Source organism: Pseudomonas sp. K8 (assembly GCF_014889455.1).
GTDB lineage: Bacteria > Pseudomonadota > Gammaproteobacteria > Pseudomonadales > Pseudomonadaceae > Aquipseudomonas > Aquipseudomonas veronii.
Window position 1 is genome coordinate 22,703 of sequence record NZ_VJWO01000054.1, and the last position, 17,844, is coordinate 40,546.

The window sequence follows — 17,844 nt, forward strand, 5'->3', positions numbered from 1 at the left end:
AAATCAGCAAAATGTCCACCGAGACGCGACAATGAATCCCTTCGAAGACATGCGCCTGTTTTGCCAGGTCATGGAGTCCGGCAGTTTCACCGCCGCCGCCGAGCAATTGGGTCTGTCCAAGCAATTCGTCAGCCGCCGCCTGATCCAACTCGAAGACCGCCTCGGCGTGCGCCTGCTCAACCGCTCGACCCGCCGCCTGGATGTCACACCCCTGGGGCAGAGTTACTACGAATCGGCCTTGCGCCTGCTCAGCGAAGTCGAGCAAGTGGAGCAGGGCATCGCCGGGCAGAACAGCGAACCGCGCGGCACCATTCGCCTGAGTGCGCCGTTGTCGTTTGCCATGGCCCATCTGGGTTGCCTGCTGCCGCTGTTTTTGCAGCGCTATCCGCAGGTGTCGGTGGAAGTCGATCTGAGCGACCGCCCGGTGGACTTGATCGGCGAAGGCTACGATCTGGTGTTGCGCATCGGCATCCTCGAAGACTCCACCCTGATCGCCCGGCGTATCGCCAGCGTGCAGCGTGTGTACTGCGCCAGCCCCGAGTACCTTGCATTGCGTGGCACACCGCAGAAACCCGACGACCTGACCGACCACGATTGCCTGCCCTACGGCCACGGCCGCCAGGTGCAATGGCGGTTCCAGAGCAAAGGCAAGCCGCTGTCGCTGAACGTCAGCGGGCGCATGCGCGTCAATAATGGCGAGTTGCTGCGCGACGCCGCCATCGCCGGGTTGGGCGTCACCTACCTGCCGACCTTTATCGTCGCCGATGCCTTGGCGGACGGGCGCCTGGTGACGCTGTTGCAAGACTTCGCCCCCGAAGCCCTGACGCTGTCGGCGGTGTACCCGCAGCACCGGCAGAGTTCGAGGCCGGTGCAGGCGCTGGTGGAGTTCCTGCGCGAGCGCCTGGCTAACGGCTGTTGAACAGCTGACGGATCAGGTTCGGCGTGGTGCCTGTCCAGCGCTTGAACGAACGCCGGAAGTTCGCCGCATCGTTGAAGTTCAGGTACGCGGCCACTTCATCGTTGCTGAACCCCTTGACCTGATACAGGTGCAACGCGACGTGCTTGCGCACCCGATCCACCTGCTGCTGAAAGCCGGTGTCGTGCTTGTGCAGTTTGCGCTTGAGGGTCGCCGGGCTCATGGCGAACGCCTGGGCCGCCTGTTCCAGGCTGGGCGGCTGGCGCACCTGTTCGCGCAGGTAGTCGTAGAGGCAATCGAGAAAACTGTCGGCAAAACCGAGCTGTTCGATCTGCTCGCGGGCCTGCTGGCGCGCGACTTGGCCGGCGGTGGCGGACGCGCCGGGCCAGGCCATGACTAGGTATTCGCGCGGGATGCACATCATGTCCAGCGGGCGCGCGAAGCGCGTGTGTTCGCCCAGGTGAACCCAGTATTGTTCGACGTAATGCGGCTCGCCATGGCTGAAGCTGCATTGCCACGGCAGGCGCTGGCCGCTGAGCCAGCGGCTCATGGCGACCAGCGAGGTCATGCTGGCTTCCAGCAGGAACCGCCAGTGTTCGCCGGCGCCGCAGCTGTCCCGCCAGTACAGGTAGGCATGGTGTTCATCCCGCTCCAATTGCAGCGTCACCAGCGGGCTGAGCAGCACCTGTTGCTGGATCAGGATCTCCAGCGCCTGATCCAGGTTCTGCGCGTGGCCCAGGGCATGGCTGGCGGCGCCGTAATAGCCGGGCAGCAGGCGTTGGCCAAACAGGAAGCTGCTCTCATCGGCAGCGAGCAGGCGCCGGCTGTTGCCGATCAATCCGAGAAACTGCTGCGGGCTCAGTTGTGCTGTACCGGCGAGGATGTCCTCGTGGAACAACCCGGTGCCGCGCAACAGGCGATGGCTGTCGATGTCGCGGGACAAGGCCAGGTCGATCAACGCGGCGGGTTGGTAATGCCCTGGGATGAAGCGGCTGTCGGCCTCATACCAACGGGTTTTCACGGCCATCTCAGGCGCTTTTCGCAAGCGGTTGTTTGGCCCGGGCGAGCGTCAGGTTCAGGCGCTTGAGCAAGTCCTGGGGCGGCTCGTCCAGGGCCATCACCACGGCCGTGCTCGCCGCCAGTTGCAGGCGCTCGCCGTGTTGTCGCGTCTTGTGCGCCAGGCTGCGCACCGCTTGCTCCAACTCCAGCGCCAACGCCTGGGCCTGGCGCTCGCCGGTGTTGGGCAACACCACCACAAAGCGGTCGCCGGCCAGGCGGCAGAGTAAGTCCTGGCGGCGCAGATTGAGCAGTAGCACATGGCTGAGGGCCTGCAATACCGCATCGCCCTCGGCGTGGCCGTAGGCCTGGTTGATCGCAGTGAAATTGTCCAGGTCCAGAGCCAGCAGCGACAGCGGTTGTTGCTGGTCGCGGCTGTCTTGCAGGCTGTCGGCCAGTTGGCGCTTGAGGTAATCGGCGCCGCCCAGGGGCGTGAGTGTGTCGAACAACCGGTGCTCGCGAAACAGCCGCTCGCGTTTTTCCATTTGCGCGCTGATCGCCAGTTGTTCGCGGTGCCAGTGGTAGATGCCCAGGGTCAGCAGGATCATGCCCACCGGCATCGGCCCGGACTCCAGCCAGTGATCCCAAGTGATGCTGGCGGGCAGGCGAATGAATTCGTCGAGGCTGTCGATCCACCAGGAGAAAAAGATGCACGACAGGCCCAGTGCCAGGTAATTGGTGACGCGCCCGGCGGGGCGGCTTTTCAGCACCAGGCCCAGCCATACCAGGGCGAGCAGGGCGGAGCCGCCTTCGCCGATGATATCCAGCCATACCCACTCGCTGACGCTTTTGAGCTCGCCGCAGGCCAGGTGCAGGATCAGCCCCAGATTGGCCGCGAGCAGCAGCAGGGCGAGTTTCCAGCGGTGGGGTTTGAGCACGCAAAACATGGCCGCGAGTCCTCTGGCGAATGAGCGATGGGCGCCAGCACAGCAGATGGATGTGACGATTGGATGACGCTGGGGGAGGGTCGAATCAGCTCACCCCACACGCGATGAAAACCAACGGTGGGAGGGGGCTTGCCCCCGATTGCGGTGTGCCAGATGGCTTATCTATTGACTGACCCACCGCTATCGGGGGCGAGCCCCCTCCCACCGTTGACCTCCAGAGGTCATTTCGGCTCATTCCACGTTGAGAACCAGGCAAAACTCCCGGTTTACGGGCCTTGCGGCCAACCCCTGTCACAGAACCGTCATCCCCCGGCCCTAGCGTGCCCTCCCAGTTGCCGGGCCTCTTGCCTGGCGCCAACGGACTCTTGGGGAGGACTTCATGTACAAGCGCACCGGGCTCGTCAGCTTTACGCTCACCGCCTTGGCCCTGGCGATGGCCAGCGAGCGGCTCCAGGCCGCCGACGCCACCCACACCGAGCACGTCGACGTGGTCGGCCAGGCGGCCGCCATCGACCAGGCGCTCAAGGAGCAGCGCTCCTCCGACAGCATCAAGAGCGTGGTGCATGCCGACGGCGTGGCGCAGTTGCCGGATGAAAACGTTGCTGAAGCCGCGCAGCGCCTGCCCGGCATCAGCGTCGAGCGCGACCAGGGCGAAGGGCGGTTTGTCAGCGTGCGCGGCCTCGGCCCGGACCTCAACAGCGTGACCATCAACGGCACCCTGGTGCCGTCGCCCGAAAGCGAACGTCGCGCCGTGGCCCTCGATGTGCTGCCCTCCGAGCTGGTGCAGTCGCTGTCGGTGATCAAGACCCTGACCCCGGACATGGACGCCAACTCCCTCGGCGGCACCGTCGATGTGAAGAGCCTGTCGGCGTTCGATCACAAAGGCCTGTTCTACACTGGCAGCACCGAGGCCAGCTACGACAAGAACACACGCCAGACCAGCCCGAAATTCTCCGGCGCGGCGAGCAACCGTTTCAGCCTCGGTGATGGTATCGACAACTTCGGTGTCGCCGCGGCCCTGAGCTGGCAGAAGCGCGACTTCGGCTCGGACAACGTCGAAACCGGCGGCGCCTGGGACTTCAGCCAGGGGGCCAAACTCAACAAGTTCGAACAGCGTGACTACGACATCAGCCGCGAACGCGCCGGCGGTGGCCTGAACTTCGACTACAAGCCCGATGACCTCAGCAGCTACTACCTGCGCACCCTCTACAGCCGCTACACCGACACCGAGACCCGCAACGCCGCCAGCCTCGAGTTTGCCGACCCCCAGGCCCCTGGCGAGCTGGGTGTGGCCGAGGGCAAGCGCAAGTTGAAGAACCGTGAGGAAACCCAGGAAATCCAGTCCTATGTGTTCGGCGGCGAACGCATGCTCGGCCTGTGGACCCTCAGCGGCCAGGCCGGCTACAGCCAATCCAGCGAAGACAGCCCGGCGCATATCGCCGGCGCCACCTTCGATGGCGGCGACTTTGCCGACAGCGGCTTCTACGACAAAGACAAACCGCGCCCGATCGTCGGCGCCGGCTTCTACGACGCGAGCAACTTCACCCTGGACAAGGTCGACTGGGAAAAACAGAACACCCAAGACACCGAGAAAAACCTGCGCCTGGACCTGGCCCGCGACTACGACCTGAGCGGCTACGCGTCCCAGGTCAAGTTCGGCGGCAAGGTCAGCCGTCGGCACAAGGACAACGACCTGGAAGCCTGGGTCTACAAGAACTTCGACGACCTGGGCTTCACCGACGAACAACTCAACCTCACCCGGTTCCAGAAGGGCAGCGTCGACTATCGTCTCGGCAATTACGGCCCGGGTATCAGCGCGGGGAGTATCAAGCAGCTGATCGGCAGCCTCAACCGTGATGACTTCTATGACGAGACCGAATCCCGGGTCAACGACTTCACCATCCGCGAGGACATCAACGCCGGCTACCTGATGAACACCATCGACATCGACGACTGGCGTTTCATCGCGGGCATGCGCTACGAAGGCACCGAGTTCGAAGCCAAAGGCACCGGCGCCACCGACGGCCAGTTCAGCGCCACCGAGACCAAGCGGCGTTATCACCATTGGTTGCCGGGCCTGCATGCGCGTTACCAGATCGACAAGAACACCCAGGTGCGCGCGGCCTGGACCAAGTCCGTGGTGCGCCCGACCTTTGGCCAACTGGCGCCGGGGTTCGTGATCGACGATGACGAAGCCACCTTCGGCAATCCGGACCTCAAGCCCCTGGAATCGAGCAACCTCGACCTGGGCATCGAGCACTTCATGGGCCGCGCAGGCACCGTGTCGGCGTTCGTGTTCTACAAAGACATCAAGCACTTTGTCTACAACACCGACGTGGCCGGCACCGGCGCCTGGACCAACTTCGCCGAGGCCCACACCTACGCCAACGGCGACAGCGCCAAGCTCTACGGCCTGGAACTGGCCTACTCACAAAAGTTCGACTGGCTGCCCGCGCCGTGGAACGGCCTGTTGGTCGGTGCCAACACCACGTTCAGCCGCTCCAGCGCCGATATCGAAGGCTTCGACGCGGCCAGCGGCGGCAACCGCACACGCAACATCAGCTTGCCCAACCAGTCGGACACTGTCGGCAACCTGATGCTCGGCTGGGAAAACGACAAGCTCAGCCTGCGCGTGTCGGCCAACTACAAATCGGCCTACCTGTATGAGTTGGCCTCGATCAACGACAAGGCCCACGACCTGCACGTCGACGCACAGACTTTTGTCGACTTCAGCGCACGCTACTCGCTGACCAAGAACCTGCAAGTCAGCTTCGAGGCGCAGAACCTCACCGACGAGTCGTACTTCGTCTACACCGGCCACCGCAGCTACAACGGCCAGTACGAAGAGTACGGCCCGACCTACAAGCTCGGCCTGACCTTCACCCATTTTTAACCAACACCTCAATCCGAATGTGGGAGGGCGCTTGCCCCCGATAGCGGTATGTCAGTCGCCGGATTCATTAGCCGAACCACTGCCATCGGGAGCAAACCCCCTCCCACATGGGTTGTTCATCGTTTTCGAAGGATTTGCCTGTTCATGAGATTTTCCAAGCTATACCTGCTGATGGCCCTGGCCACCTGCGGCCATGCGCTGGCCGCCGACCTGGCCCTGACGCGTTGGGCGCCGAACCTGAACGCCGAGGCGCTGGCCTTCCTGCCCAACGGCCCCGAACGCCTGGCCGCCAGCACCCGTGACGGCCTGTTGCTGCTCGACGAAAAAGGCGCCGAACTGGCGCGTTTCAAGGGCAACTTCAGCAGCCTCGACAGCCGTGCCGCCGGTGCCCAGGTGCTGGTGGCGACCCTGGATAACCAACGCCAGCAGGCCATGCTGATCAGCCTGGATAGCGCCGGCAAACGCTGGGGCGCGCCGCTGTACCTGCCGACCCGCGACTATCCGGTCAACGGCGTGTGCCTGTATCGCGACTCGGCGGCCAACCTGTTTGTGTTCCTGGTGGGCGAAGAGGGCAAGGGCGAGCAATGGCTGGTGGGCAATGGCCCGACGTTGCTGGCCCGACCCCAGCGTGGGCGCGGCTTGCCGCTGCCGCCGTCGGCGCAGTTCTGCCAGGTGGACGATGCGACCCATCAACTGGTGGTGAACGAAGAAAACGTCGGCTGGTGGGCCTACCCGGCGCACCCGGAAGCCGAGGTGAAACGCACCCCGGTGGCGCTGTTCGACAATCCCGGGCGCGCCGCCGGGGCCATGGCGCTGGTGCCGGGTGGGCTGGTCGCGCTTGATCCGAAGACCGCTCAACTGCAGCTGTTCCAGCAGGACGGCGAGCGCTGGGTGGCCCAGCCGAGCCTGCACCTGCCGGGTGTGAAGGAGGCGGAAAACCTGGCAATCAAAGGTCGGCAACTGCTGTTGCGCGACGACGACAGCGGCAACCTCTATCAGGCCGAGTTGACGTGGCAGGCTACGCCCGTCGCGCCGCTGCCGGTGCTGCCGGAAGTCGCCGCCCAGCGCCAGACCGACCCGGTCGGGCGCCAAGGCGATGCGGCGGACGACCCGGCGATCTGGATTCACCCGCAACGACCGGCGCAGAGCCGCGTGCTCGGCACCAACAAAAAACAAGGCCTGCTGGCCTACGACCTCGACGGCAAGCTGTTGCAGGAGCTGGCGGTGGGGCGCCTGAACAACGTCGATGTCCGCCCCAACTTCAAGCTTGGCCAACAGACCGTCGACCTCGCCGTGGCGAGCAATCGCGATCACAACAGCCTGAGCCTGTTCAGCATCGACCGTCAGAGCGGCGAGTTGCGCGAAGCCGGCGAAGTGCCGACGCCGCTCAAGGAAATCTACGGCATCTGTCTGTTCCAGCCGGCCAGCGGTGAACTGTACGCGATCGCCAACGGCAAGGACGGCACCTTCCTGCAATACCGTTTGAGCGCGCCGGCTGGCCGCGTGCAGGGCGAGTTGGTGCGCCAGTTCAAGGTCGACAGCCAACCCGAAGGCTGCGTCGCCGATGACCAGCGTCAGCGCCTGTTCATCGGTGAAGAAGATGTCGGCGTCTGGGCGGTGGACGCCCGAGCCGATCAGCCGGCGACGTTGACCAGCGTGATCAAGGTCGGCGCGCAACTGCACGCGGATGTCGAGGGCCTGGCGCTGTACCAGAGCGGCGCGCGCGATTACCTGGTGATCTCCAGCCAAGGCAATGACAGCTACCTGGTGGTGGATGCCGAACCGCCGTTCGCCGCCCACGGCGCCTTTCGCGTCGGTTTGAACGCTGAGGCCGGGATCGATGGGGCGTCGGAAACCGATGGCCTCGAAGTCACCGCCGTCAACATCGGCGGGCCGTGGAGCCAAGGCATGCTGGTGGTGCAGGACGGGCGCAAGCGCATGCCCGAGCAAACCCAGAACTTCAAGTTCGTGCCCTGGCGCGATGTGACCCGCGCGCTGAAATTGCCGTAAGCCGTCATCACCCGGTCATCACTTTTTAATCGAATAGGAGTTCACCACCATGCACGCGACGATGGAACATATGACGATCTGGGGGTTGATCAGCGACGCCAGCCTGTTGGTCAAGGCGGTGATGGTCACGCTGCTGTTGGCGTCCTTGCTCAGTTGGTACTTGATTCTCCAGCGCGGCAGTGTGCTGCGGCGCCTGGAGCGCCAGTTGAACGGGTTTTTGCCGCGCTTTCGCGCGGCTCCGGACCTGCAGGCGCTGTACCGCGACACCGTGCAGGCGGGCGAGGGCGGCGTGGCGCCGATCTTTATCGCCGGGGTCGAGGAATACCAGCACCTGCACAGCCACGATCCGGCGGTGCTCGAAGGGGTGGAGCGCGCCTTGCAGGTGGCGATCACCGCGCAGGAAATCGAGTTGGAAAAGGGCCTGCAGTTTCTCGCCACCGTGGGTTCGGTCAGCCCGTACATCGGCCTGTTCGGCACGGTGTGGGGCATCATGAATTCCTTTCTCGGCTTGTCCCAGGTGCAACAAGCCACGCTGTCCACGGTGGCGCCGGGCATCGCCGAAGCCTTGATCGCCACGGCCATCGGCCTGTTTGCCGCCATCCCGGCGGTGATCGCCTACAACCGCTTTTCGGCGCGCAGCCAGACGCTGCTCACCCGCTACTACGCCTTCGGCAATGAACTGCAAGTGCGCCTGCATCGCAGCCTGAGCGGCATGCCGACCCACCTGGCCACGGCCGCCTGAACAGGAGCAAGCCCATGTTAACCAGGCCGCAACGCAAGCACGGGCCCAAGGCCGAGATGAACGTGGTGCCGTATATCGATGTGATGCTGGTGCTGCTGGTGATCTTTATGGTCACCGCACCGATGCTGACCCAGGGCGTGAAGATCGACCTGCCCAAGGTCGCCGCCGAGGCGCTGGCCCCCGACCCCCGCCAGCAGATCCTCACGCTGTCGGTAAAGGCCGACGGCAGTTACTACTGGAACCTCGGCGACGAGCTGGACACGCAGCACCAGACCGACAGCGCCGTGAGCCTGGAGGACATGGGCGCCAAGGTCATGCAAGTGGTGGCGGCGCGCAGTGACACCCAGGTCTATATCCGCGCTGACGAAGACGCCGGGTATGGGCGCGTGGTCGCGGCGATGGCGGTGTTGCAAAAGGGCGGCGTCAGCCACCTGGGGCTGGTGACCGAGGCCCCGCAATGACGGCGATGATCATGCACAGTCCGAGCCTGGTGATGGCGCCTCGGGATTGCAGCGGGTGGTGGCGCAAAGGCTTGGCGGCGAGCCTGGCCGTTGCGCTGCATGTGGGTGTGGTGGCCGGGCTGATGCTGGGCTGGTCACCGCAGAAGCCCATGGTGCAAGCGCCGCAGGTGATGCATACGCAACTGGTGATGCTGCCGCCGGCCCCGGCCCCCGCGGCTGAACCGCTGCCTGAAGCGCTGGCGGTGGCGCCGCCACCGCCGGAGCCCGTGGCGGTGCCGACGCCGGTGAAACCCACTCTCGACCCGCAGATCCAGGCGCAAAAACTGGAGAAAGCGGCCCTGGCGCGTAAGCGCGTCGAGCAAAAGCGCCTTGAACAGCAACAGGAACGCCAGGCCACCGAACAGCACAACCGCGAGCTGGAGCAACAACGGCTGAACCAGGCGCGGCTGGCCGCTGAAACCGCGCGGGTTGCCACACCTGCTCCAGCCCCGGCGTTCGACAGTCGCCAATACTTGCCGCTGAGCAAAGAAGCACCGCAGTACCCCGAACGCGCCCTGGACAAAAACATCGAAGGCGATTGCTCGGTGGAGTACACCGTCAACTCCCTGGGCCGCGTGGAAAACCCCAAGGTGCTGGACGGCTGTCATCCGCTGTTTATCCGGCCTTCATTGGCGGCGGCGAATACCTTCCGCTACCAGCCGAGGATCGTTGACGGCAAGGCGGTAGCGGTGCCGGCGGTGCGCAATACCTTTCACTATCGCATCAAATGAGATTGGCCAGCCGACACAAGGCCCCAGCCACATTTTTTAACCGAGTCAGGCGTTGGCCGAGCGCACCTCAGACGAGGATGCTCAGGGTGGTGCCCTTGCTCATGTGCGTTCCTTCTGCCGTTGGGCGAAGGCCGCCTTGCCGACGCCTTGCAGCACGGCATCGTTCTGCGGGGTGTGGACGCGGCTGCACAACACGTCGCGGTAGTGGCGCTGCAGCGGGCTGTGGCGGGACAGGCCGGGGTTGCCCGAGGCTTCGATCGCCAGCTCCACGGCGCGGATCGCGTTGCCGGTCACCAGGTACTTCAACTGCGCCGCATTGCCGGCCGGGGTATGCCCTTCGGCGGCGGCGTCGAGCAGGCTGCGGTTGGCAAACAGCAGGGTGTCGATGTGCCCGACGGTTTCCTGGAAACGCGGCAATGTCGCCAGCGCGGCGCCGAGGTTGGACGGCTGGCGCGTTTGCAGCCAGTTCACCAGCCAATCGCGCGCGGCCTGGGCCACGGCGTCATACACCGACGACAGCAGCACTGACATCCACAGCAACCCCTCGGCATCCAGTTCCGGCTGCGGTGCGCTCCAGGGGCTGACGCTGACGGCGTGGTCGAGCGGCACCAGCACGTTGTCGAACACCACGTCATGGCTACAGGTAGCGCGCATGCCCAGGTGGTCCCAGCTGTCGCTGATGCTTATGCCGGGGCTGTTTTTGGGGACCAGCCAGGCGCCTACCAGCGGGTCGACATCGTCACTGCGCGCCCACACGCTGAACCAGCTCAGGCCGTGGCTGCCGGTGGAGTAGAGCTTGCGCCCGCTGATGCGCCAGCCTTCAGGGCTGCGCACTGCGGTGGTCGCCGGCAGGCCGCCGCGGGCGGGGGTGCCGAGGTCCGGCTCGACGCGCAGCGCGTTGATCAACGCACCGTGGCGTACCGCGTCTTCGGCGACTTTTACACGCAGGTGCGCGGGCCAGGTTTTGCTGTCTTGCAGGCGCGTGTGTTGCAGGTACTGCATCACCAGGATCAGCGCGGTAGAGGGTTCGCCCTTGGCAATCGCGCTGATGGCTTTGCGTGCCTGGGCCAGGCTGGCGCCGCCGCCACCGAGGGCCTTGGGCACGGTGAGGGCGAGCAGGCCGTGTTCATGCAGCCGTTTGAAGTTGGCGTGGGGGAAGGCGCCGCTCTCGTCGAAAAGCTGAGCGCTGCCGGCCAGTTCGGCGCTGAGACGGTCGAGCAGGGCGTCGAAGTTGGCGACTTCCACGGCGCGCAAGGACGGTGGCGAGGATGACGTCATGATGCGTGAACTCGGTCAGAAATCGGGGCGCGGGCTGGCTCCCCGATGTGGAGGGATTTGCTCATGCCAATGCCTCCTGCTGTGCTTCGACCTCGGCGGCGACGCTGTAGCGGTTGGCCGGTACGTCCAGGCCGAGGTTGTCGCGCAGGGTCTGGCCGCTGTATTCGCTGCGGAACAGGCCGCGCTGTTGCAGCAGTGGCACCACCCGTTCGGTGAAGTATTGCAAGCCATCGGGCAGCACCGAATTGACGATGAAACCATCGCTGGCGCCGGTCTCGAACCAGGTCTGGATCGTATCGGCGACGTGCTCCGGGGTGCCGACAAAATCACGCTTGGGCCGCGAGAAATGCAAGGCCACTTCGCGCAGGGTCAGGCCTTTGTCCCGGGCCAGTTGCTTGATGTGGTCGGAGCCGCCTTTCTGGCTGTTGGAACCCAGCTCGCCCAACTCGGGGAACGGTTCGTCCAGCGGATACTGGCTGAAGTCGTGGTCGTTGAACGGGCGACCGAGGGCGACAATCGCATCTTCCACGGTTACCAGGTCCACTGCCTGCTGATAGCGGCGTTCCACTTCGGCGGCGTCGCGGCCGACAATCGGGCGGATACCCGGCAGGATCGACAGGCTGTCGGCGTCGCGGCCGAAGCCTGTGGCGCGGCGTTTGAGGTCTTGGGTGTAGGCCAGGCCGTCTTCGATGCTGTCGACATGCACAAAGATCGCATCAGCATGCTCGGCGGCGAAGTTGCGCCCGTCCTCCGAGGTGCCCGCCTGGAAAATCGCCGGCTGGCCCTGGCGCGAACGGGCGATGTTGAGCGGGCCTTTCACCGAGAAAAACTCGCCCTGGTGATTCAGCGTGTGCAGCTTGTGCGGGGTGAAGAACTCACCGCTTTGCTTGTTGTAGGTAAAGGCGTCGTCCTCCCAGGAGTCCCACAACCCCTTGACCACATTCAGGTGTTCCCTGGCGATGCGGTAGCGCACCGCATGTGGCGGGTGCTCGGCCTTGCCGAAGTTATCGGCGGTGCCGCTCAGCCACGAGGTGACCACGTTCCAACCGGCGCGGCCGCCGCTGATGTGGTCCAGCGAGGCGAACTGGCGTGCGACCTGGTAGGGCTCGGTGTAGCTGACGGTGACGGTGGCGACCAGGCCGATATGCGTGGTCAACGCGGCCAGGGCCGAGAGGATGGTCAGCGGTTCGAACCGGTTGAGGTAATGCGGGCTGGATTTGGCATGGATGTGCAGGCTGTCGGCGATGAACACGAAGTCGAACTTGGCGGTTTCGGCCAGTTCAGTCTGCTGCTTGTAGAACGCAAAATTCGTACTGGCATTCGGTTGCGCCTGTGGGTGGCGCCATTCGCCCCAGCCGTGGCCGACACCGTGGACCATGGCGCCGAGTTTCAATTGACGTGGCTTGCTCATGTTCTGCTCCTGTTAACGCGATGCTTGGTTTTGGGGGGCACGCTTGGCGTTAAAGCTCTTGTCGAAACCCTGCGACACGTCGATGTGCCGGGGCAGCAGGCCTTCTTGTTGGTAGGTGTCGGCGGTCGCTTGCAGGCCGCTGATCACGGCGTCGTCAATCAGCACCGGGGTCAGGTGGGTTTCTTTGGCCACGGCCACATGCACGGCCAGCGGCAGCCCGGTGATTTTGCTCTGGGCGGTGGCGTACTCGTTGGGGTGCGTATTGGCCCAGGCGTAGGCGCGGTCGACGCGTGCGACAAAGTCGTCGAGCTGCGCGCGTTTTTCGCTGATGGCCTGGCTGGTTGCCGCGAGGTACAGGTGGTTGCTCAACAGCGTGTTGCCGCTGGCCACGATCCGCGCCTGGCTTTGTGAGGTGACCACGGTGGTGTAGGGGTCCCAGGTCGACCAGGCATCGGCGCTGCCATTGTCCAGCACCAGGCGCGATTCGCTGGGCAGCAGGAAAATGAACTGCACGTCCTGGGTGGTCAGGCCGGCGCTGGCCAGGGCCTTGATCGCCAGGTAATGCCCGACGGAGCCACGGCCTGTCACGATGCGCTTGCCTTTGAGGTCCGCCACGGTCTTGATGGGTGAGTCCTTCGGCACCAGCAGGGCGGTGGTGCTACGCCCGTCGGCGTGGATGATGCTGACCACCTTGAGCGCCGCACCGGCACCGAGGGCGAACACATACGGTGCATCGCCCAACGCACCGATATCCACGGCGCCGGCATTCAAGGCTTCACCCAGCGGCGAGGCGGACGGGAATTCCGCCCACTGGATTTCATAGGGCACATTCTTGGCTTCGCCGGAGACTTCCAGCAGCGCCTTGATCGTCGATTTCTGATTGGCCACCCGCAGCGGTTGCAGGTCGGCGGCATGGGCGCCGGTGCTCAGGCCGAAGGCCAGTGCGGTGCCCAGGAGCAGGCGTTTGAACGGGGAGGCAAAGACCATGGGATACAGGCTCCAGGCAGATCAAGAAAGGGTTCGGCTACCTCCGCCTGGAGAAGGGGTCGGTGAGGGGTTAACGTTATTCCCATAAAAACCTGCTGTGAAGTTCTTTTTGGTTATATGGTAATTATTAAAATAACTGATTATCTGGTTTATGATTATTCCTTTGATGCATTTAGTTTGGCTGCTGATTCGGAGTATTCCTACGAGCGCATCGGAAAGTCTCACCTGAGCAAGGCAACCACCGCGTGATTTGATCCGGGTCTTTTTCAAACACGGATCGTTGCGCATGACTGACACGCCTTGGGCTGCCCGCGAGGGCGATGCGCTTCTGCACAGTTCCATGCTGGCCGACGTGTTAGGCGGCGTCCTGGAGATTGCCGCCAATGTGGCCGTGACCGCATTGGCGACAGCGGCGGTGGTTGCGGCGGCGGGTGTCACCGTGGCGACTGGCGGCCTCGGCTGCGTTGTACTCGGCGCCGTGGTGGGTGCGGTGGTCGGCGTCGGCATGAGCAAATCCGGCGCGGATAAAGGCCTTTCACGATTATGTGAGTATTTTGCCAATGCCCTGTTTCCTCCCGTCATCGACGCCTTCATCAGCAGCGGTTCGCCCAACGTATTCATCAACGGCAAACCCGCGGCGCGGGCGGCTGGCAAGATCTCGGATGTAATCGCGGCGCCAGAGGGTGAGCCTACTTATCTGGATATCGCTGAAGGCTTTTTCTCTCAGCTATGGCGCCCGACAGTCGCTACGCCAGCCTTGGGCGCCGTGCCTTGTCCTGGCGATAAAGTCGACTGCGATAAACACCCGCCGATGCCAGAGCAGTACATGGCCGAGGGTTCCAGTCGCGTATTTATCAACGGCCAGCCCGCCGTGCGCAGTGGGGATCGCAGCACCTGCGAGGCCAAGGTTGGGACGGCGCAGGTTTCGCCGAATGTAATCATCGGCGGCGCCCCGGTCGTCGTCCGCGAAATCCGCAGCGGCAAGACGCCCGGTGTCGGGCTGGCGGTGACGGCGCTGCTGACCTTGCGCGGCGGTGGCGCGAAGTTTTTCAGCAAGCTGCCGTGCATGGCGGTGAGCGGGCTGGTGTCGTGGGGCAGCAGCCAGGTGAGCAATGCCATTACCTCGGCGGTCGCCGGTTCGCCCAACCCGGTACACAGTGCCACGGGCGCGAAAATTCTCGACGGTGAAGACGACTTGGACTTCACCCTGCCTGGCCTGTTGCCGATCGAGTGGCAGCGCTACTACAGCAGTCGGGACGAACGCCGCGATGGCCTGTTCGGCGCCGGTTGGAGTGTGATCTACGAGGTTTTCGTCGAAATGCAGGGGCTTGCTGAGTGCGGCGAGCGCCTGATCTACACCGACGAGCAGGCCCGGCAGATTGACATGGGCGTCATCCCCCTGGGCGGTGCGGTGTTCAGCGCGGGCGAAGGCCTGAGCGTGCGGCGCCATGCCAACGGGCAGGTGCTGATTGAAAGCGTCGACGGTATTTATCGGCTGTTCGAACCAACGCCAGGCAACCCGTCGCACCTGCGCCTGGGCCAGCTGGGGGACCGCAATGACAACCGCATCCTCCTCGACTACGACGCCCAAGGTCGCCTGAGTCAGTTACACGATTCCTTCAATGATGTACGAATTGAACTGGGCTACAGCCGTCAATGGACCGGGCGCGTGGAACAGATCGAACGGCTGTTCCCGGATCAAAGCCGCGAAGTGTTAGCCAGCTATCACTACGATGCCGCTGGCGACCTGGCCGAAGTTCGCGATGCAATTGGGCATGTGCAGCGCCGCTTTGCCTACGACAGCGGCCAGCGCATGGTCGAGCACCAACGGCCCACCGGACTGCGTTGCTATTACCAGTGGGCCTGTGTGGAAGACGCCGAATGGCGCGTGGTCCGACACTGGACCGACGAAGGCGATGACTACCAGTTCGACTATGACCTACACGCTGGGATCACGCAGATTACCGATGGTTTGCAACGGGTCAGCACACGCCAATGGAATCCGCAGTACCAGATCACCGAGTACACCGACAACCTCGGCCAAACCTGGCAATTCGACTGGAATGACGAGCGCCAGTTGCTCGGCGCCACCGATCCTCAGGGCGGTCAGTGGACGTTCGGTTACGACGAGTCCGGCAACCTGTGCGAGACGCAAGATCCGTTGGGGCGGATCGAATCCACCTTGTGGTTGCAGCATTGGTCGCTGCCGTTGGTGGAAACCGATGCCGCCGGACAGGCTTGGCAATACCGGTACGACCCGCGCGGCAACTGCGTCAGCGAAATCGATCCACTTGGTCAGACAACGCGCTATCGATACGACCGCTTTGGCCAAGCAGTGGAAATCATCGACGCCACCGGCAAAAGTAAAAAGCTGCGCTGGAACCCGTTCGGGCAACTGGTCGAGCATGTCGATTGCTCGGGCTACCCCACGCGCTTTCGCTACGACGAGCGCGGCTATTTGCAGGTCATCACCGACGCCCTCGGCGAACGCACTCAATTCAGCTACAACGCTCAAGGACGCTTGCTCAGTAGCCAACTGCCGGACGGGCGCACCGAGCAATATCAGCGTGATGCCAGCGGCCAGTTGGTGGGCTACACCGACCCGGCCGGGCACACCACGCTCTACCAGCACAACCGTCGCGGTCAGGTACGCCAGCGCACCGACGCCCATGGACGACAGGTGCAATTCGGCTATGACAGCTATGGGCGGCTGCAAGCGCTGGTCAACGAGAACGGCGAAAGCTATCGGTTCGCGTGGGATGCCGGGGATCGGCTGACCCAACAACAAGACCTCGACGGCAGCGCCAAGCGCTACACCTATGACCTGCTGGATAACATCACGGCGGTGACCGCCGTTGCGGCGCCTTATGGCAATGGCTTGGCGATAGTTCCCGAGGAGCCACCGGCCCCCATCATTCATCGACTGGAGCGCGATGCGGTTGGCCGGTTGATTGCCAAGACCACCGACGATGGCCGCACCGACTACAGCTACGATGCGGTGGACCAGCTAACCGCCGTCACCTTCAGCGGCTTGCAGGGCAATACCCAGGCTCTTGGTTTCGCTTACGACGCCCTTGGCCAGTTGCTTGCCGAACAGAGTTCAGCGGGCAATCTGCACCACCACTACGACGAACTCGGCAACCTGATCCAGACGCAACTACCGGACGGCCGCTGGCTCAATCGCCTGTACTACGGCAGCGGCCACCTGCACCAGCTCAACCTCGACGGCCAGGTCATCAGCGACTTCGAACGCGACCGCCTGCACCGCGAAGTGCTGCGCACCCAAGGCCAGATCACCACCCGCAGCGAATACGACCGCAGCGGCCGCCTGCGCCAGCGCAAACGCAGCCTCACCGGCCAGCCCTGGCAACTGCCGCCGACCCACCAAAAGAACTTCGAATACGACCCCGCCGACAACCTGATCGGCCGCAGGGAAGGGACTCAGCACCAGTCACTACATTACGACGCGAGCGCTCGAATCATCGCCAGCCAGGACAACGTACAAGGCCAGCGCGAAACCTTTGCCTACGACGACGCCGCCAACCTACTCGACGCCCCGCAAGTAAGGGGCGGTTGGGTACGGCATAACAAACTGCTGACCTATCAGGACAAGCATTACCGCTACGACGGCTTTGGCCGACTGATCGAAAAACGCAGCGCCAAACGCGGCGTGCAACATTTTGCCTACGACGCTGAACACCGCTTGATCGAAGTACGCAGCCAGAAGAACGGGCGCGAAACGCTGGTGAACATGACCTACGACCCGCTCGGTCGACGCATCACTAAAACCGAACACGACAGCCGGGGTTATGCGCTGGGAGAAACCCGATTCACCTGGGATGGCCTGCGTCTGTTGCAGGAGCATAAACACAGCCAGACCAGCCTTTACGTCTACGCAGACGAAGGCTACGAACCCTTAGCGCGAGTCGACGGCATCGGCCCGCTGCAAAAAATCCGCTACTACCACAACGACCTCAACGGCTTGCCGGAACAATTGACCGAAGCCGACGGGAAAACGGTGTGGCGGGCGCGGTATCAGGTGTGGGGGAACACGGTAGAAGAGGTACGTGAGCCTTACTTTATCGAAGAGCAGAACCTGCGATTTCAGGGACAGTATCTGGATCGGGAGACGGGGCTGCATTTCAATACGTTCAGGTTTTATGATCCGGATGTGGGGCGATTTACGACGCCGGATCCGATTGGGTTGATGGGTGGGGTTAACTTATACGTATATGCACCAAACCCTTTTGGATATGTCGACCCTATAGGATTAAACTGTGGCTCATCGAAGGGTTTTTCCAGGAAATCTACGATAGCCAAACGCTGGATTGATAAGTTGACAGGCAAGAAATCTGCTGACCTTGACGGCTATCTAAGCACTCGTGGCTGGACTAAAAGTTATCCTCAAGCTGGCAGACCTGATGCCATTCAGC

The 17,844-nt window shown here is 63.4% G+C and carries 12 protein-coding genes; 7 read left to right on the forward strand and 5 right to left on the reverse strand.

Annotation, left to right across the window (positions count from 1 at the left end):
* The first annotated feature begins 31 nt into the window (after positions 1 to 31).
* Positions 32 to 919 (forward strand): LysR family transcriptional regulator, encoded by an 888-nt coding sequence (locus tag INT12_RS26145; RefSeq protein ID WP_193039688.1) that lies wholly within the window; start codon positions 32 to 34, stop codon positions 917 to 919.
* Here the strand turns inward: INT12_RS26145 and INT12_RS26150 are convergent.
* Positions 906 to 1,943: an AraC family transcriptional regulator gene (locus INT12_RS26150; protein ID WP_046383858.1), complete on the reverse strand. Its 1,038-nt coding sequence runs from the start codon at positions 1,941 to 1,943 to the stop codon at positions 906 to 908. The two genes, INT12_RS26145 and INT12_RS26150, sit on opposite strands and share 14 nt — an antisense overlap.
* 1 nt (position 1,944) lies before the next feature.
* A complete protein-coding gene (locus INT12_RS26155) occupies positions 1,945 to 2,859 on the reverse strand; it encodes a GGDEF domain-containing protein (protein ID WP_046383857.1) in 915 nt (304 codons plus the stop codon).
* 379 nt (positions 2,860 to 3,238) lie between these two features.
* On the opposite strand from INT12_RS26155, the gene INT12_RS26160 reads away from it, so the two are divergent.
* From INT12_RS26160 to INT12_RS26180, 5 genes are all read left to right on the forward strand, one after another.
* On the forward strand, positions 3,239 to 5,752 hold the full coding sequence (locus INT12_RS26160) for a TonB-dependent receptor (protein WP_046383856.1): 2,514 nt from the start codon (positions 3,239 to 3,241) through the stop codon (positions 5,750 to 5,752).
* Between the two features lie 144 nt (positions 5,753 to 5,896).
* Complete coding sequence (locus INT12_RS26165) at positions 5,897 to 7,762, forward strand: phytase (RefSeq protein ID WP_193059076.1); 1,866 nt, start codon at positions 5,897 to 5,899, stop codon at positions 7,760 to 7,762.
* Positions 7,763 to 7,811: 49 nt separating this feature from the next.
* Positions 7,812 to 8,504, forward strand: a complete 693-nt coding sequence (tolQ, locus tag INT12_RS26170) for a protein TolQ (protein WP_046383854.1) — start codon at positions 7,812 to 7,814, stop codon at positions 8,502 to 8,504.
* A 14-nt stretch (positions 8,505 to 8,518) separates the two neighbouring features.
* The gene (gene tolR / locus INT12_RS26175; RefSeq protein WP_193059077.1) at positions 8,519 to 8,965 is read left to right on the forward strand and encodes a protein TolR; all 447 of its coding nucleotides are present in this window, start codon (positions 8,519 to 8,521) and stop codon (positions 8,963 to 8,965) included.
* On the forward strand, positions 8,962 to 9,735 hold the full coding sequence (locus INT12_RS26180) for an energy transducer TonB (RefSeq protein WP_193040890.1): 774 nt from the start codon (positions 8,962 to 8,964) through the stop codon (positions 9,733 to 9,735). The genes tolR and INT12_RS26180 overlap by 4 nt, the downstream gene beginning before the upstream one ends.
* A gap of 99 nt (positions 9,736 to 9,834) precedes the next feature.
* Here the strand turns inward: INT12_RS26180 and INT12_RS26185 are convergent, their stop codons facing one another.
* From INT12_RS26185 to INT12_RS26195, 3 genes are all read right to left on the reverse strand, one after another.
* Positions 9,835 to 11,013 carry an acyl-CoA dehydrogenase family protein gene (locus INT12_RS26185; protein ID WP_193059078.1) on the reverse strand — a complete coding sequence of 393 codons (1,179 nt, stop codon included), beginning with the start codon at positions 11,011 to 11,013 and terminating at the stop codon, positions 9,835 to 9,837.
* Positions 11,014 to 11,074: 61 nt separating this feature from the next.
* A complete protein-coding gene (locus INT12_RS26190; RefSeq protein ID WP_193040888.1) occupies positions 11,075 to 12,424 on the reverse strand; it encodes an LLM class flavin-dependent oxidoreductase in 1,350 nt (449 codons plus the stop codon).
* A 12-nt stretch (positions 12,425 to 12,436) separates the two neighbouring features.
* Positions 12,437 to 13,411: an ABC transporter substrate-binding protein gene (locus INT12_RS26195; protein WP_193040887.1), complete on the reverse strand. Its 975-nt coding sequence runs from the start codon at positions 13,409 to 13,411 to the stop codon at positions 12,437 to 12,439.
* A 286-nt stretch (positions 13,412 to 13,697) separates the two neighbouring features.
* On the opposite strand from INT12_RS26195, the gene INT12_RS26200 reads away from it, so the two are divergent.
* Positions 13,698 to 17,844: RHS repeat-associated core domain-containing protein (locus INT12_RS26200; RefSeq protein ID WP_193059079.1), on the forward strand; the 4,147-nt coding region annotated here is incomplete at its 3' end.